Origin of the sequence: Amycolatopsis sp. NPDC059657 (assembly GCF_042734395.1) — a bacterium.
Classification (GTDB): Bacteria; Actinomycetota; Actinomycetes; order Mycobacteriales; family Pseudonocardiaceae; genus Amycolatopsis.
Genome location: NZ_JBHWEB010000011.1, coordinates 37,069 through 54,745, shown reverse-complemented (window position 1 = coordinate 54,745; position 17,677 = coordinate 37,069). Strand labels below are relative to the sequence as shown.

Annotated in this window: 17 protein-coding genes; 14 read left to right on the top strand and 3 right to left on the bottom strand. The window is 65.2% G+C overall.

Going from position 1 to position 17,677, the window contains the following annotated elements; all coding sequences use genetic code 11:
* Positions 1-50: 50 nt before the first annotated feature.
* The 7 genes from ACFV15_RS08580 (at position 51) to ACFV15_RS08550 (ending at position 9,447) form a co-directional block, all read left to right on the top strand.
* The gene (locus tag ACFV15_RS08580; RefSeq protein WP_378349565.1) at positions 51-1,961 is read left to right on the top strand and encodes a hypothetical protein; all 1,911 of its coding nucleotides are present in this window, start codon (positions 51-53) and stop codon (positions 1,959-1,961) included.
* Between the two features lie 17 nt (positions 1,962-1,978).
* Positions 1,979-2,419, top strand: a complete 441-nt coding sequence (locus tag ACFV15_RS08575) for a hypothetical protein (protein WP_378349564.1) — start codon at positions 1,979-1,981, stop codon at positions 2,417-2,419.
* A gap of 57 nt (positions 2,420-2,476) precedes the next feature.
* Positions 2,477-2,839 (top strand): hypothetical protein, encoded by a 363-nt coding sequence (locus ACFV15_RS08570; protein WP_378349563.1) that lies wholly within the window; start codon positions 2,477-2,479, stop codon positions 2,837-2,839.
* A 45-nt stretch (positions 2,840-2,884) separates the two neighbouring features.
* On the top strand, positions 2,885-3,814 hold the full coding sequence (locus tag ACFV15_RS08565; RefSeq protein WP_378349624.1) for an ADP-ribosylglycohydrolase family protein: 930 nt from the start codon (positions 2,885-2,887) through the stop codon (positions 3,812-3,814).
* 68 nt (positions 3,815-3,882) lie between these two features.
* Positions 3,883-4,293: a helix-turn-helix domain-containing protein gene (locus ACFV15_RS08560; RefSeq protein WP_378349562.1), complete on the top strand. Its 411-nt coding sequence runs from the start codon at positions 3,883-3,885 to the stop codon at positions 4,291-4,293.
* Positions 4,290-4,913 carry a prepilin peptidase gene (locus tag ACFV15_RS08555; protein WP_378349561.1) on the top strand — a complete coding sequence of 208 codons (624 nt, stop codon included), beginning with the start codon at positions 4,290-4,292 and terminating at the stop codon, positions 4,911-4,913. Before ACFV15_RS08560 ends, ACFV15_RS08555 begins: the two co-directional genes overlap by 4 nt.
* A 1,180-nt stretch (positions 4,914-6,093) precedes the next feature.
* On the top strand, positions 6,094-9,447 hold the full coding sequence (locus ACFV15_RS08550) for a hypothetical protein (RefSeq protein WP_378349560.1): 3,354 nt from the start codon (positions 6,094-6,096) through the stop codon (positions 9,445-9,447).
* Positions 9,448-9,630: 183 nt separating this feature from the next.
* On the opposite strand, the gene ACFV15_RS08545 is transcribed toward ACFV15_RS08550, so the two are convergent.
* Positions 9,631-9,873, bottom strand: coding sequence for a hypothetical protein (locus ACFV15_RS08545; protein WP_378349559.1), 243 nt, complete (start codon positions 9,871-9,873; stop codon positions 9,631-9,633).
* A gap of 179 nt (positions 9,874-10,052) precedes the next feature.
* Between ACFV15_RS08545 and ACFV15_RS08540 the strand changes: the two genes are divergently transcribed.
* Both ACFV15_RS08540 and ACFV15_RS08535 read left to right on the top strand, forming a co-directional pair.
* Positions 10,053-10,295, top strand: a complete 243-nt coding sequence (locus ACFV15_RS08540) for a hypothetical protein (protein ID WP_378349558.1) — start codon at positions 10,053-10,055, stop codon at positions 10,293-10,295.
* A 148-nt stretch (positions 10,296-10,443) separates the two neighbouring features.
* Positions 10,444-11,697, top strand: coding sequence for a pentapeptide repeat-containing protein (locus tag ACFV15_RS08535; RefSeq protein WP_378349557.1), 1,254 nt, complete (start codon positions 10,444-10,446; stop codon positions 11,695-11,697).
* Between the two features lie 18 nt (positions 11,698-11,715).
* On the opposite strand, the gene ACFV15_RS08530 is transcribed toward ACFV15_RS08535, so the two are convergent.
* Complete coding sequence (locus tag ACFV15_RS08530) at positions 11,716-12,789, bottom strand: hypothetical protein (protein WP_378349556.1); 1,074 nt, start codon at positions 12,787-12,789, stop codon at positions 11,716-11,718.
* A gap of 165 nt (positions 12,790-12,954) precedes the next feature.
* Between ACFV15_RS08530 and ACFV15_RS08525 the strand changes: the two genes are divergently transcribed.
* From ACFV15_RS08525 to ACFV15_RS08505, 5 genes are all read left to right on the top strand, one after another.
* Complete coding sequence (locus ACFV15_RS08525; RefSeq protein ID WP_378349555.1) at positions 12,955-13,242, top strand: hypothetical protein; 288 nt, start codon at positions 12,955-12,957, stop codon at positions 13,240-13,242.
* Positions 13,243-13,386: 144 nt separating this feature from the next.
* Positions 13,387-13,710, top strand: coding sequence for a DUF6355 family natural product biosynthesis protein (locus ACFV15_RS08520; protein WP_378349554.1), 324 nt, complete (start codon positions 13,387-13,389; stop codon positions 13,708-13,710).
* Positions 13,711-14,133: 423 nt separating this feature from the next.
* A complete protein-coding gene (locus ACFV15_RS08515; RefSeq protein WP_378349553.1) occupies positions 14,134-14,823 on the top strand; it encodes a DddA-like double-stranded DNA deaminase toxin in 690 nt (229 codons plus the stop codon).
* Positions 14,816-15,280, top strand: a complete 465-nt coding sequence (locus ACFV15_RS08510) for an Imm1 family immunity protein (RefSeq protein WP_378349552.1) — start codon at positions 14,816-14,818, stop codon at positions 15,278-15,280. Before ACFV15_RS08515 ends, ACFV15_RS08510 begins: the two co-directional genes overlap by 8 nt.
* A gap of 109 nt (positions 15,281-15,389) precedes the next feature.
* Positions 15,390-16,037 (top strand): HAD family hydrolase, encoded by a 648-nt coding sequence (locus tag ACFV15_RS08505; protein ID WP_378349551.1) that lies wholly within the window; start codon positions 15,390-15,392, stop codon positions 16,035-16,037.
* 6 nt (positions 16,038-16,043) lie between these two features.
* Here the strand turns inward: ACFV15_RS08505 and ACFV15_RS08500 are convergent, their stop codons facing one another.
* On the bottom strand, positions 16,044-17,303 hold the full coding sequence (locus tag ACFV15_RS08500; RefSeq protein WP_378349550.1) for a helix-turn-helix transcriptional regulator: 1,260 nt from the start codon (positions 17,301-17,303) through the stop codon (positions 16,044-16,046).
* Positions 17,304-17,677 lie beyond the last annotated feature (374 nt).

Genomic DNA, 17,677 nt, shown 5'->3' with positions numbered 1-17,677 from the left:
TCGCACCGTCCACTCCGAACACAGAAGACGGCCCTGCCGACACCATCTCAGTGGAGATCGACCTGGACGAGACTTCCTCCGAGACCTGCGAGACAGAGACCAGCTCGACTAGCGAGACGACCGAGAACGCAACGGTGCCGGACTCGGGACCGCTTCCGATCACGCCGATCCCCGAGACACCCGACGTCGGGAAAGCCTTCGGCGAACCGATCCTTGTCGGCGGCGCCGACCTTCACGCGTCCAGCGCGACCGTCGTCAGCTACGACAGCCCGGAAGGCCCGCGCACCGTCCTGCACACGCTGGTCGCAGAGGAAGCCGAGGAGAAGCTCCTCGAAGCCCTCCACATCGCCCAGACCCTCGTTCCGACACAGGTCGAGCAGACTGTCCACGGAAGACTGCCCATCGACACGAAAAATGAGTTAGCCGACAAGATCATCACGGCGGCCAAGAGCGTGAACCACCACGTTGGCGCCGGCAGCATCACCGCAGGCACAGCGCCGGTCACCACGGAGCAGAAGGTCAAGGACGCCGAGCTGGCGCTCACGACGGTCGAAGCAACGGTCGGTGCCGAACCCAGCGCCGCCGAAGCCGCGATGCTCGCGCACTACCAGCAGAAACTCAACGCCATCAACCACGCTGTCGCCACCGCGACCACAGTGGACCCGGTCGAACCGTTCCTGCACGAAGGCACCACCGTAGTCACCAGGATGATGCCGGCTTTGCCGCCGGAAGCCAGCGGCGACGAGGTCGTGGCCGTGCTGCGCGAAGCCACCCGGATCAAGCCGACGCTCGATTCGGCCACCGGCCAAGCCAGCTGGGACGGCAAAGCCCGATGGGACGGCGCAACGGGTAAGGAGTACGCCATCGACCTCGGCGACGGCTTCCACGCCGTCTACCGGCCCTACAGCCTCAACGACCCGAACAACTCCGAGTACTCGTTACGCGGGAGGCTGGAGATCGTCGCCCCCGCAGGGAAAGGTCACGGGCCCGACGTCGTCCGCCGCCTCGGCCAGCTCAACCTCGCCAACTGCCCCATGACGCACGACGAAGGCGAATACAGCTACCTCACGGCCAACATCACCGCTCAGGAACTCGGCGGGCACAGCGGCATCGAGCAAGCCATGATCACCGGCAAGAACATCGAGGACATGGTCCGCCAGGAGCTCTTCCACGAACGTGCCCACCAAGCCGTCGGGATGACGGACACAGAACTCGCGCACTTCGCCAAAGACCTGCAGCTCGAAGCTCACACCTGGGCCCTGCCCGCAAAAGTGAAAGTCCTGCGTGACGCTGTCGCATCCGCCACCGGACACGCCAGCGGCGCCGAGCTCGCAGCGAGCCCCGGCTACGACCCGGCGCCGCGCAGAAACGCCGGATGGCTCAGCTGGAGTCGATTCGACGTCGGAAACCGCCTCGGCGAGCTCAGCCAAGCGGTTAACGGCAGATCGCTGGTGCACCAGACATCCGCGAAGGGATTGAAAGCCATGCTGGCCACCGGCGTTTTCGCCTCAACCGAACGTCGCACCCTCATGGGCATCACGCGCGGCATGGGTATGAGCGAAGAACAGGACAAACTCACCGGGGGAGCCAGCTCCGTCTTCCTGCGGATCAAGGACACCAGTTCGATCGACGGCGGTCCCAAGCTCATCTGGGACAAGCCGGAACGCCTGCTCGCACGCGCCGACTACTACGGCGCCAACGCCGACACCTACGGAGTGGTCAATCCGGCCAAGAAGGAAGTGTATGTCCACTCCACACGCGACCCTTTCAAGATCGCCAAGTTCCACGCCGAAACCAACGAAGTCATGTTTGGAGACGGCATCGACCTGCTCGGCGCCGAGGGACCCAGCCGCATCATCTGCAACAGCCACACGCAACGAAAGGAAATCCACGCCATGCTCACGGCCAAAGGCGTCACCCACATCGCCGGCAAGCCAATCGACGACGTTCTCAAAGTCTGAAGAAAGGGTACACGATCATGCTCACGTCGTCGCACCTCATAGCCGCTCTTCTCGACCTGCTCACCGGTCGCAAGCAACCTGAAGTCGACGGTCAGTTGCCCGGCGCCGAACTCGTCGTCACCGACGGTGGCACCGAGGTGTTCCGCGCCGCCCTTGCCCGGCACGCTCGACTCGAGCATGAAGGACTCATCTGGATCCGGCCCGTTTTGCCCGGCGGACGCGACCCGGACAGCCAGCTGCCAGTGTTCGATCCCGTGGTCGCTCGTCGCCGTGCCCTGCAGATCTCCAGCGCCGAGCTCACCGATGCGGGTCTCGACCTCGAGCTGGTCACCGGACAGCACGCGAGCATCCAGCCCGCTCAGGGTGACCAGCTGGCCATCCTGCAGGACTTCGACACCTGGATGGCCACGTTGCCCGCCGACGAACGCCGCGATCTCGAAGGACTCCGCCACGACTGAACTGCCGGCCGCTGGTTCCTTGCATCAAACGGCGGTTCCCGACCGCATGTCTTGACCATGAACCGGGTAATGCAGCGTCGTTCGGGCGCCGAGCCGCAGCTCGAAATCGTGGAATGGGTGGCCAACCACCTGGAAGCGCATGGCCAGCTCCTGGTCCACGGTGCCACCCTCAACGAGATCGTCGACCGCGGTACCAACGCGATTCACCAGCGCCTGCCGGGCCTGGACGCGGCGAGCCTCCGCCTGCGTATCCTGCGCCCTGGCTGGTGGAGCGCCACCGCGTGCCGCTGCCGTTCGGCGCTCGCTAGCTCCAACCACCCCACCTGGCACTACCGCCCAGCACGATCGGGTGAACCTGGAGCCTGGTACGGCGCGGAAGTGCGCTTTCACCTTGTTGCTCGGCGTGAACGCGCCTCATGAGGCGTAGCATGTACTCAGAAAAAATGAGTACAAGGGGTGGTGGATATGTCTCCGATTACGACGGAGGACCGTGCCCGCGGTGGCCTGCTCGGTCTCGCGGCAGGCGACGCTCTCGGCGCGACGGTTGAGTTCTGCGCACCAGAGAAGATCGCCGCGACCTACGGACGGCATACGGACATCATCGGAGGCGGCGCATTCCGATGGCGTCCCGGGCAGGGCACCGATGACTCCGATATGACCGCCGCGGTTGCCCGCGCTTACGCCGACGGGTACACCCTCCGCGATGTCGGAGACCACTTCCTGAGCTGGTATCGCGGCCGACCACGCGACATCGGCGGCACCACTGCCTTCGCTCTGTCCGAGCTCGCCGCCACGGGTGATCCCATGAAGAGCGGACAGGTCGCTCTTCGGCAGATCGGTCAGGGCAGTGCCGCGGGGAACGGCTCGTTGATGCGGGCGCTGCCGACTGCCCTGGCTCGAAACACGCCCGCCGTGCGTCGACGTGAAGCCGCGGAAATCTCCGCGATCACCCACGCCGATGCTCGCTGCGTGCAGGCGTGTGTCGCCTACGTCGAGGTTGCGGCACTGTTGCTCGACGGCCGTGAGCCCGCCGATGCGGTCGCTGCTGCGCTCGACGGTCTGGAACTCGACAACGACGCGGTCCGGCAGGCACTGCAGATCGACCCGAACCTCCCGGTGGAGCAGCTCTCGACCGGCGGCTACGTCGCTGACTCCCTGGCCGACGCGGTCTGGGCGATCCTGCAGCCGCAGTCGCTCGAGGAAGTTCTCGTTGACCTAGTCAACCGCGGCGATGACGCAGACACCACGGGCGCTATCGCAGGCGGCTTACTCGGTGTCCGCGACGGCGCCGCCGCCATCCCCGAGCGCTGGCTGACCACCCTCGAGTACCGCGACGAATTCGAGAAGCTCGCGGACCAACTCCTGACCATCCGATCCGGTGAAGATCCACACTGACGTGTCCCGCTACCGCGCGGTATACGTCCTAACCTGGAGTTTCGCCCGACAGCTGATGGAAACTACGCATGCCGCACCTGAATCCGCGACGTCTTGAGCAAGCTCGCCGAGCCGCAGGTCTGTCACAAGCCGGTCTGGCGCGGCTTGTGGGTGTCGGCCGCAGTCGCATCTGGGACTGGGAGAACGGCCGCCAGTCCCCGTCGCCGCGCGGACTGGCCACCCTCGCGGCCGTTCTCGGCGTCGCCGTCGAGTATCTGATGGCTGACGACGGACTTTCACTGCGCGCACTTCGAGTTCGAGCTGGGCTCACCATCGCCGGACTCGCCCAGCGCGTGGGTGTCCCGACCAGTACCTACAGCGGCTGGGAGCGGGCGCCGCGCCAGCAACCCCAGCAGGTTGTCACTGGCTTAGCTGACGCATTGCGCGTATCCCCGGGGATCGTCCAAGATGCGCTTCGTCGCCAAAGCGCGCGCCCATGAGCTTCGTCCGCGCGGCCGTGGGTGCTGGTATCGCGATCGTGATGTCGCCAATGCTGCTCCAAATCGTTTGCTACACCGCCACAACTGTGCCGTCTCGCCGGCATATCGGCGCGTTCGTGGCCGTTGTGGCTGCCGCCGGGGCTTGTGTGGCCACCTGGCCACCAACATCAATAACTGCTGGAGCTTTACTCGTCGTGCTTGGCGTCCCTGCGGCGACCGTCGACGCACTCGAGCACCGGATTCCCAACCGCCTCAGCCTGTCGTTGGCCGCAGGAACTGCTGTTGCGCTAGGCGCAGTGGCGGTCATCGAGGGGGCACTGCCGGAATGGACGCGCGCGATGGCTGGTGGTGCGATCTGGAGCGGGCTTCTCGCTGCGTCGTTCCTTGTCACTGGCCACCCCGGGCCAGGCGACATCAAACTGGCAGTGTCCTTGGGCATGACGCTCGGCTGGCTCAGCTGGAACGCGATCATCTCTGGAGTTGTGCTGGCGTACCTGCTGGCAGCGGTTGCCGGCGCCATCGGCTTAGTCACCCGACGCCTGTGTCTGGCCGATGGCCGCCTGCCGATGGCTCCGCCCATGCTGGCCGCCACGATCGCCACCGCTATCGCGCTTACTTGAGCCGGTTGTTGGCCGCGGGGAACTCGCGGGAGCCCGAGGTCGGATCGGCGGACGCCGCCTGGTCCGGTGGGCAGCTGTACCTGCGCGGTGCGCGGTGATCTCGAATTCTGGGTGTAGCAACGCTGACGCGATCTACACCAGCACCAAAGACGGCAAGCGCTGACGGCCTAGTCGCCAACGTGTGCAAACGGGGCAGGATAGTTCAACGGCGTGGAGCCCCCGGGAAGTGCCCCGCCAGGTTTCGAACGTGTCCTGATGATCAAGCTGGAGAATTCCGTCGGGCCGGGAATGGCGTATGGGTATCCGTGGAGACATTCCTCAAAAGTGAGCCGAGGCTGCAAGCCTGCCAGAATCTGTGCGGCCCCAGCGGGGAGAGACTCGTGGACCGGCTTGTGATCGTCAACGCCGCCGGAACCCACGAGTGGACTGACCTGGGCAAGCCCCTCGGGATCCCTTGCTGATCCGACTCCGCCGCAGGATCGCACCGCACGTGGCCATACTCGGCTGGATGGTAGAGCGCGCTTGCAATTGGCGTTGCGCTAATTGTATCCCGTGGCGGAGGCGGTCACATGGCAATGGTGAAGGAACGATGCATGCACGGGAGTGCATCGCCTGGCTTTCAATTACCAGATTGCGCGGCGGCGGGTTGTCACTCACTTGGGTAGCCTCGTTGAACTGTCGTCTCGGCGCGGCGAAACGACGGCGGAGACGGGTCGGACAGTGCTGACTCTGCGTCGTGAATTGTGTGATCAGTCTTCCGCCGAGTGCCGTGTCGTCGCAGAACCCGGCGATGTCGGGCCGCAGGTGGATGTTTGTTTGCGGTGGAGGTTACCGGTGTTCACCGCAGTTCGAACGTCCGGAGCACGCCGCCTGATGGACTAGGCAGATGACGATGTCAGTAGCCACCGCTCAACGAATTCTGTGTGCCGCTGGTCGCGCGCGCCTGGTCGGCGGCTTACGCAAGCGTCGTTGCTGTCCAAGATGGATCTCGGGGCCGTGATCCGGCCTCGGTGTTGTCCTGGTTAGACAGATAGCTTTGTGAGGTCCAGTTGCGCCCCGCTTCACCGCGGTTCTCCACGTTGTCGCTCAGTGCTCGCGAAGGACATGACTGTTCGGACCGCGAGGTTCGTGTGCTCCCAGCTAGCCGTTCCACTGGTGTGGTAGCGGTGGAGGGTCGGTCGTGAGGGGAGCGAGTTCGAGTTCGTCGGATGGCGGCCACGATGTTGTCGAGGGCGAGGTCGTCCACACGGCCTCGACCGCGACGTCGTCGGTCCCCGGGCGGATGGTGGGCGAAGGGGACGCGTTTGGGCTCGGTGTCCACCGATTGTCGCCAGCGCCGCTGATGGATGTAGCTCAGCTCGTGCCGTACTTTATGCGCGACTTCGATGGCAAGCTGCGAGGCAGGGTGTCGATTGCTGCTGCGGGCACGAGCACTCTTGCCGTGCTTGTCTATGACGCGCCGAGCGGTGCCACTCGCGCTTGCTGGGAGGCCATACACCAGACCACGCTTGAACGCGAAGAAATGCTGTTGAACGGATGGTGGGTGTGGCCAGAGCTAAGCCCTGAAACGCCGGAGAGGTTGCTGGAGTTCTTAGAGCGCATCGAATCGAGAACCGTTTTGTTTCTTGATCACCTTGAATGGTATCTCGATACCGAAGAACCGAGTCTGGGGGAACGGGTCGCTGAGCGGCTTCGTCAGCTGCTGCGTGATCAGCACCGGACCCCTGTGCTGATCTTGGGCATGATGCCTCGCCAGCACTGGCGGTCCCTGATGGAGGGGGAGGACGTCACGGACTCACGTCGGCGGGCTCAAATACGCAGCTTGCTCGGCTCGGCCGATATCTGGATGCCTGCAGAGATGAACGACGACGAGATCGCCACCGTTCAAGTCTGGCCGGATAGCCGGATGCGGTCCGCCGCGCGCCACTGTCGCAAAGGACGTGTAATTCAGCGTCTTACCGCTGCACCTGACCTGGAAGGTCGGTATCGCCATGCTTCGGCGGCCGGACAGGCTGTGCTGCGTGCGGCGATAGCGTTGAAAAACCTCGGCCATGGTGACTGGATGCCGGCGATGTTGCTGCACGACGCTGCCCGAGCCCACCTGGGAGCAGAGCGCACAGCGATCGGATCCGAGTTGTGGTTCGATACTGCGTTGAACGAGCTCACACGTTCCGGTGTGGCCGGAACCAGTCCACTGATTCCGCGCACTGGCACATTCGGTTCTGGAGCGGGCGAATATCGTCTCGACGAGTATGTGGCCGAGATCGGATGCCGGGAACGACGCGCCGAACCTACCACCGACGAGCTCTGGGCCGCGGTGCGTGATCACGCGGCGCTCGACGAACTGATGACGTTGGCTCGCGCCGCATGCCACCGCCGGCTGCTGCACGTCGCGGCGAGCCTCTTTGGCAGGGCGTTCGAACTCGGCGACTACGGCGCGGTCGGCGAGCTCGCCGACATGCTCGCGGCGGCAGGTCAGGTCGAGGCCGCTGCCGAGCACTACGCAGTCCTGGCCGAGGCCGGAGATCGTGGCGCGATCCGTCAAGCGGTCGAGATGCTGATTGCCGCGAAACGCACCACGGCCGCATTGGAATGGCTCGACAGGTACTGCGCGCCCGACCGGACGGAGCTGCTGGGCATTGCCGCGCAGGCCTACGCCATCGCGGGGCGTCGTGACCAGGCGATCGCGTGCGGTCGCTGGGCGGCCGCACGCGGCAACTGCGAGCCGATGATGGCCATCGCGGGCATGCTCAACGAGGAACGGCGCCTGGCCGCAGCGCTCGAGCTGCTCTCGGAACTCGCTGACAATGGGCATCATGCCGCGCTGAGTGCCGCGGCCGAGTACATAGCCGATGCCCACGGCGAAGACGCCGCGCTGGAATGGCTGCAACGGCGCATCGACGGCCAAGACGTCAACGCCTACGTCCCCGGAGCCGTGCTGCTGGCGAGGTCACGGCAGATGGAAAAGTGCGTGGCCTGGTTCGATACCGCATGGCGCTCCGGCGCCCCTGGTACGGCCGGAACTGCGGCGGCAACGTTCGCCGGATTGCGGCACTTTGACCTGGTCCAGCTCTACGCCGAACGCGCTGCGGAGACCGGCGAGTACGAATCGATGGTCGAGACCGCCGTCCTGCTCGCCTCAGCCGGGTTCTACTCACGTGCGTCCACGCTGTTCCGCGGCGCGGTGTCCGCGGGACACCACCGGGCCCTCGCAGCGGCCGCGCGGACGTTCGCGGCGATCGGCCAGGTGAGCGAGACCAGGCACTGGTTCGAGCAAGCCAGGTCAGCGGGAGTTGCCCCAGCACTGGCCACGCTCGTCGCCGAGCTCGCTGGGGCCGGGCATCAGGAAGAGGCGATCGACTGGTACCTCGACGAAGCCGACGCCAGCGCCGACGCCGGACTCGCGCCGATCATCGGGATCATGCACAACGCCGGCCGTGTCGAGGTTCCCCAACACGTCACGGACCTGCGGGCCGGGCGGGACGCGGTAGGCTGGTATCGGACACACACCGACCTCGATGTAGCTGACGTCTACCTACGGATCGGGGAAGAGCTCAACGCGGCCGGTCTCGCACTCAAACACAGCCCGCGGTCTGCGGCGCAATGGCACGACGTGCACGATAGCGAAGCGAGCATGCTCCAGTCGGCCGGGGCCGGATGGTGCCAGCGTGCGGTGGCAAGGGTACGGGCCGAGGTAAAAGAACGTGCCGAGGCGAGAGAACGTGCCGAGGCGACGAGGCGTGGCTTGGGTGAGGACTATGTCCTGCCGAGCGCCCGCGCTCGGGTAAAGGACTTTCCGGTGCCGAAGGAGCGTGCCGCTGTGCTCTTGCGCGCGGGGGAAATGCTCATCGAAGTCGGTCGCCACGCCGAGGCTTTGCCGCTACTGCGCGAGGCCGAACAGTGGGGGGAGGCCCGTGCGATACCGCTGCGCGCGCTGTGCCTGGCCCGCCTCGGCAACCCCGAGTCCTTCGGTGAGGTGGACACCCTGCTGCACCAAGCCCTCGCGCTGGGCGAGATGTCGGAATTCGCCGCAGCCGCCGCAGTCCTTGCCTGGAGCACACCGTCTCTCGAGCAAGCCTCGGACACCGACGAGCCCAAGACGTTGCAAGGACGGCAAACACCGCAAGCACGGCTTGCGCTGCAAGCGCAGGAAGCGGCCGCCGCCGAGGTCGCGGCAACGGCACGCAAGATGGGCCTGGAGCTGCTCAACCTTGGTGCGCGGGCGGGTGACGCCGAGTCGCTTCGGCAGCTGCAGCGGCGACATCAAGCCGACCGGCAAGGGGTGAAGGCGGTTACGGTGTTCCGGACTTTGGTTGAACGGGGCTTCTGCGATGCACGAGAGCTTGCCGAGGGCTGGGACGAGGTGGCGGTGAACCTCAGCGCCGAGCAACGCGAACTGTTCAGGACCTACGGTCTTGAACCTGGTGGTGCGCCCGCGCCGAAATGGCGCCTCGCACCCCCGGATCCGCGAGCCGTGTTACGACTGCGCCCCAACCAAGCGCCCCAACGTGCCAGCATCAACACCAATGACTAGTGGGCTGGCCGTCCATGTCTTCGGTCGCGAACGGGTGGGCAACGCCTTGGCCAGCAGGCTTGAGCTCATGCGGGCGGTAGCGCTTTTTCGGTGCTTCCAAATGGAGGGAGCGTAAAAGGTGCGTAGCGGCGTCGCGGATATCGGATGAGTCGCCATGTCCGCCGATTCGCCAGAGGAGTTCGGCTAGCGCGCAACCAGAGTCTTTGTCATCGCGGCGAAGAAGCGAACGATGTTCGGGCCCCACTTCCCGTGCACGGTGACCAGCGGCTGCTTGGTAAAGCTGTCGCGAAGTACGGCTTCGGCGCCGGTGGCATCGACGACCCAAGCCGGCGTCGCGCTGGAGATCACTCGCCCCTCCTCGGCGAGCTGCGAGATTCGCTTGCGGATCTCGCGGTCCTCGGCTTCGCGCGCGGTCGGCGTGGCCATCTCCTTCGGATGGTGGCTGGTCGAGGTCTTCCCCACCTCGACCAGCCAGCCATGAGTCGAACACGTGTTCTAATCGTTGTCAAGTTGCCAATGGCTGAGGGGCTGCTCCGCGCGCATGAAACGCCTCGCTCGGCCGCCATGTCTTGGGCGTCAGGTAACAGCGAGCGTGGGAGCCCCTCATGTACGAACCGTGGTCCGACCAGGACTTGAACGACGCGGCGTCCAATGCCGCCGAGGGCTTCGACCTCGATGACTCCGAAGCCCGTGAGCTTGTCGACATGGTCGTTGAAGCGATCGAGGAGGGTGGTGACGCGGTTGACGATGCCGTATGGGAGGTGCAGGAACATGATCCGCGGGTGTCTGGCGAGGACTTCGTTGAAGACGTGGCGACCAGCCTGGGCTATGACGGTTTCGACCTGTGATTCAGGTGGTGTGCGATTCACGCTAATGCACGAGGTGTTCACCGGCTTGGCGGCTTCCCAGTAGCTGAAGATTTCGGTTGGGCAGGTCTTACCTGCTAACAGCCACCGGATTCTCTTTGTCAGGCCGGAAAAGTGCAATCCTGGAAGGATGGCAGGGGGAGAATCGGAACAGCGAGCGCTGTCGAATCGCGCAATCTTGATGTGCGCGGCGGGCCTGGTGGCCTTCGCTGTGGGTGCCAGCTGGCTGTTGCTGGGCTTGTACGGGCACGGCAGCGACGCTGAGAAGGCGCGGCTGGAAAGTATCCGCACGGTGGGGACCATCGTGCTCGGGGCGGGCGGGGCGATCGCCCTGCTGCTGGCAGCGCGTCGCCAGCAGACCGCCGAGCATGACCTCGCGACCAAGCGCCACGACCTCGTGCTGCGGGAGAGGGCGAACGACGACGCGCGCCATGATGCCGAGCAGCGTCGGATCACCGACCTGTACCACAAGGCGGTCGAACAGCTCGGCTCGGACAAGGCGCCGGTCAGGCTTGCCGGTCTGTACGCGCTCGACCGCCTGGCGCAAGACAATCCACCGCGGCGCCAGACGATCGTCAACGTCATCAGCGCGTACCTCCGCATGCCCTACGAGCTGCCGAGGCAGCCCGTTGCCCAAGACGCTGACAAGGACGTGCGCGACGAATACCGGAGCGAACTCCAAGAGCGCGAGGTCCGGATCACCGCCCAGCGCATCCTTACCGACCACCTGGCGCCCAATCACAGCGACGGAACGCGGTTCTGGGCGGATATCGACTTGGACCTCAGTGGTGCGCTGCTGATCGACCTCATGCTGCACGACTGCGAACTCAACGGTGCGCGCTTCATCAACGCGACCTTCACTGGTGAGACATTGCTGCTGGGAATTACGTTCAACGGGAGCACCCGTTTCGATGGAGCGACTTTCGAACGCGATGCGTGGTTCGCCGAAGCCTCGTTCAACGACAGCGTCCGTTTTGACAGGGTCACCTTCTGTCGCGACGCGCGGTTCGACGAAACGACCTTTGTCGGCAACACCTCATTCCGAGACGCGCGGTTCAGCCGTGACGCACGGTTCGACAAGACGACTTTCAGTGGAAAGGCGGTCTTCAGCGGTGCCGCGTTCGCCCGTGACGCCAACTTCACCAGCGCGAGTTTCTCTGATGACGCCTGGCTGCCAGGGGTGAATTTCGGCCGGGACGCTCGTTTCGTCGCGGCCACCTTCGCTGGCGATGCCTGGTTCAGCCAAGTCAGCTTCAGCAGTTTCACGACCTTCGCTGGCACGACCTTCACTGGAGACATCAGGTTCGAGGACAGCACACTCGACGGTGTCGCCTACGTTCCGCAGGAGCGAAACCCGAGGCCGGTGGATGATGATTTGACCTGATGAGTTCGGCTGGAGTGCTTAGTCGGAGCGCTTCGTACTGGGGGTGTCGACGAGGTTGACCTTGTTGCCGATGTGAACTGGTGCGTCGGCGGGGCCGCGCCAGTGTCCGGCCACGAGCGTCCATCGGCGCAGGCTGCGTTCGGGGCCGTATGGCTGGCGCCGAAGGAACGGCGCGACGGGGAACCGGACGCCGACGCTCCGGCCGCTCGGCTCGGCAGGCTTGGCGGCACGCGGGCGAGTCTTCTGGCTGACCGATACGACCCGAACCGTAGAAGGTGCGAGTCCGGCCTGTTCAGCTCGACGGCGCATCGTGCGGCGGAGCGGTTGTTCAGCGACGTCGGTGAAGGTGTTGGGTTGGCAGAAAATCCAACCGGCGTGGACGACGCGCAGCCAGTCGATTGTCGTTTTCGCGGCTGCCAGGGTGGTTGGGTCGACGATGCGTACGTCGAAATCGCGGGGTTCGGGCACGGCCGCCTGGGTGAGGCCCCACGGTAGGTAGATCTCGTTGTCCCAGGTCAGCTCGGCGTGCTGGATTCTCGCCTGTCGCTCCGCCTCGCTTGCGGGAACGCCCAAAGCGCGAGCGAGGCTGATGATCCCGGCGAAGTTAGTGACGCTCCAGAACGTCAGCCAAAGGCCACCGTGCTGATCACTCATGAGCTTGGTCTGGCCCCAAGAGACCGCCACGATGCGGACTGGCGTGCCGTCGTCCTCGCGGAGATACTCGGCAATGGGTTCGGCGAAGAGCATGAAGCCAGTCAGCGCGGGTAGATCTTCGGGCTGGATGTCCCAGGTGTCCTTCAGGTTGCGCGCTGCGTGCCGTACGAGCTTCGTGATGTCGGAGGTCACGTAGTACAGCCGTGCTCGGCTGAGCCTCTGGCGCTCGTCCTCAAGCAGTAAGGCTGCGCCGTCATCGGGGTCGGCGGCAGCTGGGCGGAGTGTGCCGCGGCCACGACGCAGAAGCTCGGCGGTCAACAGATGGGCTGGCACGCTGCGCAAGTAGTTCGAGAGATGTTCGCGAAGGGCTGGCAACTCGCGCGGGCTGGGTGGTGCCCAGGGGGTCGGCTCGCTGGACGGGTTTGGTTCGCGTGTCATGAGATCTCCTCGTTGACGATTGCGCGGGAAAACCTCGTGTACTTAGTGTGCACGGTTTACGGTAGCGCAAACTGTGCATACTTAGTCAACAAGGTTTTTGGATTGCGTTGCCGACGCGCTTCCAAGAGCGCTGCGATCTGCAGGAATGCTGCTAGCTTCGGCCGGGTGAGCGGCACTGTGCGCAACGTCGAGGACGGCCAACCGAGTGGTGAGGGCAAGACCTACCGCTACCTGGACATGGTGGAGATCGCCGGTTGGTTCGATGTGACGCACCGGACGGTCGCTACATGGCGCAGCCGATATGCCGGAAGTCATCCGTTTCCGGAGCCCGACGTCATCACGGGACGCACTCCTGGCTGGGCGCCTGCGCGAGAGCGTGAGATACGGGAATGGGAGAAGGCGAGGCCTGGCCCCGGTGTAGGCGGTGGGCGGCCGCGCAAGGCTTCCGGCTGAGGCTGTCACCTACTCGAGTGAGAATCCGTTCACTGAGGCCAAGCTCAGTGGCGCGCTTACGTTGCACTCAGTCGAGGTCCGCTCGCTAGACCAGGGCGAGTCCCGGCCAATCCAGAGCCGGGAGCTGATTGTCCTGGAGGAGCGATGAAAGCGAGAACTGCCTGCCGCCGAGTCGGTGTGGGGTTCATGGCCGCGGTGCTGGCCTTTGCAGGAAGCACGGTCGTGAACGGCAACGCGGAGGCCGCCGGACGGCCGGCACCCGAGTCGACCGCTGCGGTGTGCGGCTTCTACCCGATCGGGATGTACCGGCATTGCGATGCGGGAACCGGTATGTGGGTGACCGTGGACGCCGAGGACATCTGGGGCGGCATCCACGAGGTGTGCGTGCACCCCGGTATCAACGACCTGCAGCCGGGCATCCGCTGGCGAATCGTCGGTGCTTGGTGGAACGGCGGCATCCACTGCTGATCTCCGCACGTCCTGCTGGTCAGCGCGGTTCGGCGGCTGCGTCCACCGCGCTGACCAGGAACATGCGAATAAGTTGCTCTCTGCCGCCCACCGATCCGAGCTGGCAAGATCATTGGCTTGTTCGGGGGAAGGTGAGGGTGAACAGCGGCGAGATCGGTGCGACGGTGGCAACATCGTGCGGTCGGTTGGAGGCGATGCAGCTCGCAGCCACAGCGGAGCGTGCACGAACGGCCGAAGCGACCCTCACAGATACTTGGGCAACCAGTACCCACACCGAGACATCCGCTGCCGTGGCTGCCGTAGATGAGGGCGCCGCGCTCATCGAGGCGGCGGCGGCCAAAATCCTGGAGGCGGTAAGTCTCCTCGGCGCATACGCCGGGCGGCTGTAGCGTGTCGTCTCCGCTGGCCGTGTCCATTGGTCGTGTGACCGGCGCGCTTGACGACCTTCCGGTCGAGCAAACGCGGCAACAGGCCGGCGAACTAACGGATGAGATCGTGGCTGTGCTTCAGCAGGCCCTCGGCGGATCTGACGATCGCGGTGTCGCGCACGCCATGGAGCTGCTGCGCCTTGCAAGCGCCGAGCTCAATCGAGCGGCGGACCTGTTCATAAAGGCTCGCAGCCATGGCGCGTCTTGGATCTCCGCTGCCAACGGGCAGGCCGGTCAGCGCGTGAATGCACCCGGTGCCGTGACCGAATCCGAGGAGTCGAAATCACCCGCGTGGAGTTCGCGCAGGAAGACAGCACTGCCCCAGTGGCAGCGAGGTTCTCCGACTCGGGGCGTGTGGCGAGACGTTGACGGCGGCGAGCACGTGGTCGCCAGCGGAGCCGAGGACGACGGGCTCCATGCCGAACTCGCTGATTTCCTGGTCCGAACGGGTTTGGTGCCGCCGCACATGCGGCGGCCGGAGGTCGCGAAGCACGTCGAGCTCAAAGTCGCGTTCGGAATGCGGCGGTCGGAGTCATCCCGGGTCGAGCTGGTGGTGAACAAGCCGGTGGACACCGACTTGTTCGGATGTGACCGGCTATTACCCTTCGTGTTGAAGCCGGGCCAAACCCTGGTTGTGCATGATCCTGAAGGCACGAAGACGTACAAGGGGCAGCAGGGTGACTGAGCAGTACAGCCTGGAGTTCTCGCTGCAGGCGGGCAACGACAAGGGCCCGATCATCGCTACGACGGCCGCCGAGGTCGATGCCGCGATCGACCGGCTCGCCGCGGCGGATCCGCTGCTCCAGACACCGACGGTGTTCGTGCGGGAACGGCCGCGGTTCGGTCCCGCGAAGCTGCCCGATCATGGATTGAAGATCGCTCTGGACTCCGCACGAGCGGTTGGTGCTCTTGCCTACTACGGACCCGGTGACGAACTCGAGGACGAAGGCCCCTGGGTCACGCTCGGCGCGCTCTCGACGGCCGACGGCGCGGAGCTGTACCAGGATCTCGACAGCGGATCCGAGTTTCCTGCTGACGCGGCCGTCCCTCTCGACCTCGTTCGTTCCGCGATTCACGCGTTTCGAATGAACGGGGGCCAGCGGCCCGACGTACTTGCTTGGCGCACTTCCGAGACCTGGTAGATGGTGGCGCAGGTCGCTGCGCACGAGGACGAGGCTCCTGGTCCGTTGGTGCTTGCCGAGCCTGGAGCCCAGGTCGCCGCCCTGGATCGCCATGGCGTAGGAAGGTGGTGTGGTGAACGCGGTGGTGTTTGACGTCGGCGAGACGCTGCTGGACGACACGCGGGAGTGGAACGCGTGGGCGGACTGGCTCAAGGTCCGCAGGCACACGTTCTCGGCTGTTCTCGGCGCGGTGACCGCGGCGGGCAGGGACAACGCGGAGACGTTCCAGTACTTCCGGCCGGGCTTCGACCTCGCGCGGGAGCGGCAGCAGCGGGAGGACGCTGGGCTCGGCGAGCAGATCGACAGCGCCGACCTCTACCCCGACGTGGTGCCCAGCCTGACCCAGCTCCGTGAGCGCGGGTTCTGGATCGGCGTCGCCGGGAACCAGACCGCGAAGGCGGCGCGGTTGTTGCGTGCCCTGGATCTGCCGGTCGACGCGATCGCCACGTCGGCTGAATGGGGCGTAGCGAAGCCGAAGAGGGAGTTTTTCGAACGCGTGGTCGAGATGGCTGGTCGGCCTGCGGGTGAGATTGTTTACGTGGGTGATCACCGGGACAACGACATCGTCGCGGGCAAGAACGCCGGTCTGCGGACTGCTCTCGTGCGGCGGGGGCCGTGGGGGTACCTCTGGGCGGACGATCCGCTGGTCGAGCAGCATGCGGACTGGGTGATCGATTCGTTGGCCGAGCTGCCCGCCCTGCTCACTGTCGAGCGCTGAACTCGGTCAGCGCGCTCCTGCCCAGGTCGCGAAGTCCTTCAGATCCGCATTCGTCGTAGGACGGCTGCGCAGAAGGGCTGACAGTGCGAGCCTGACGCGGGGATGCTCACGGGTGTGCTGAGGTGCGATCTGGCGAGCAAGCTGCAGTGAGGCGTAGGCGTCGTCGGCGCGGCCGACCTCGAGCTGGGCGCCCGCGAGGTCGATGTAGTAGTGCGATTGCCGTTCGGCCGGGAGCTGGCGAGGCGGCCGCCAGTCGCGTCCGCGCTGGACCGCCGTCGGGCTGTCGCCGAGCTCGACGGCCACGGCGACGTCGTGGATCTTGACCGATGCCGGTCCGAAGGCAGTGCCGTAGTAAACGCCTTCGCTGACGTCCGCCGCCGCCGTGCGAGCTTCGTCGAGGTGATCGTGGGCTTCGTCGGCTTTGCCTGCGCGTGCCGCGACGACCGCCGCGCGCATGTGCAGCGAGCCGCGGGTCGCGGTGGCGGCGGCGTGCGACGAACTTGGCATGGCGTCGATGGCCTTCGCCAGTGCACGGCCGCCTGCATCCAGATCGCCGGTGGCGAAGAAGGTTTCCGTGCGGACGTAGGACACGGAAGCGGCCAACAGCCGATCATGAGACTCAGCCGTCGTGAGGCGCATGAGGTCTATGATGCGCGCGGACAGATCCGAGTACCCGAACTTGAACGCGACACCGTCCGCAGCCCGGTAGGCCATCGCGAGCATCTGCGTGATCTGCTCACGCTCCTGTCCGCGTGACTCGAGATGAGCGCGACCGAGTTCGGACAGCAGCTCCGGCAGCTTGCCGATGATCTGGCTGTACCGCGCCTCCACACGCTGCGCAACCAGATCGCTGACGGTCTTCTCGAGCACGGCCAGCGGTCGAACCGGACCATCGTCGGGAAGGTCGTGCGTCGCGAGCGCCGCTCGGAGTCGTGGCATCTCAGCGCGCACGGCCTCCGTCGCGAAAGAGACCGCTGGCGAGCCACCGAGCTGTGCACGACGCGCTCTTTGCTCAGCTTTGGCGGCTTCCCTAAGTTTCAGCAGACTGCCGCCCGCTTCGAGCGCTGCGTCGATTGCCTTAACCAGCTCGATTGATGGCAGGTTCTTCCCTGCACGCTCTGCCAGCGAGACGTACTGCCGCGTGTAGGAAATTTCTGCGGCCAGCTCCGGCTGGCTGAGCCCGGCTGCTTTGCGGCGCAACCGGATCTCGGCTGCCAAACGTTCGGCGGCCGACGTTGCCTCAACGCTGTCGATGTCTTCGGGCATGAGTACTCCGGGTGCGGTCCGGCTACGCAAGGGGGGCAAATACTACAGGTAGTTGATTTGCCTCGTTACGTGATCATAGCTGGTCCTGGTCGTATGGGGCAGTTCTGATTTGATGCTGACGATTGGAGGATCCTGGTGATGGCCTCGGACCGTGAGTTTCTGACTGGTGATGAATCGTTATGACGGAACCGATTGACCGGACGACGACGTGGATCGAACCTGGTGGCTTCGTTGAAGATGTGCACGCCGCGAACGCCGCGACCGAGCAGCAAGGCTCGGAGCAGGAGCGGTGAGCTCCACAGTCTTTGAGGAGCCTTTGGTTGGCGAACTGATCACCTATGAGGTCGTCGGCACCGGCGAGGTTCATATGTTTG

Bases quoted from the DNA above. Each gene is read 5' to 3' on its own strand.
- ACFV15_RS08570 (WP_378349563.1), top strand. From the start codon at position 2,477: ATGAACCGGGTAATGCAGCGTCGTTCGGGCGCCGAGCCGCAGCTCGAA.
- ACFV15_RS08565 (WP_378349624.1), top strand. From the start codon at position 2,885: ATGTCTCCGATTACGACGGAGGACCGTGCCCGCGGTGGCCTGCTCGGT.
- ACFV15_RS08520 (WP_378349554.1), top strand. From the start codon at position 13,387: ATGAAAGCGAGAACTGCCTGCCGCCGAGTCGGTGTGGGGTTCATGGCC.
- ACFV15_RS08560 (WP_378349562.1), top strand. From the start codon at position 3,883: ATGCCGCACCTGAATCCGCGACGTCTTGAGCAAGCTCGCCGAGCCGCA.
- ACFV15_RS08555 (WP_378349561.1), top strand. From the start codon at position 4,290: ATGAGCTTCGTCCGCGCGGCCGTGGGTGCTGGTATCGCGATCGTGATG.
- ACFV15_RS08575 (WP_378349564.1), top strand. From the start codon at position 1,979: ATGCTCACGTCGTCGCACCTCATAGCCGCTCTTCTCGACCTGCTCACC.
- ACFV15_RS08540 (WP_378349558.1), top strand. From the start codon at position 10,053: ATGTACGAACCGTGGTCCGACCAGGACTTGAACGACGCGGCGTCCAAT.
- ACFV15_RS08535 (WP_378349557.1), top strand. From the start codon at position 10,444: ATGGCAGGGGGAGAATCGGAACAGCGAGCGCTGTCGAATCGCGCAATC.
- ACFV15_RS08500 (WP_378349550.1), bottom strand. From the start codon at position 17,303: ATGCCCGAAGACATCGACAGCGTTGAGGCAACGTCGGCCGCCGAACGT.
- ACFV15_RS08530 (WP_378349556.1), bottom strand. From the start codon at position 12,789: ATGACACGCGAACCAAACCCGTCCAGCGAGCCGACCCCCTGGGCACCA.
- ACFV15_RS08545 (WP_378349559.1), bottom strand. From the start codon at position 9,873: ATGGCCACGCCGACCGCGCGCGAAGCCGAGGACCGCGAGATCCGCAAG.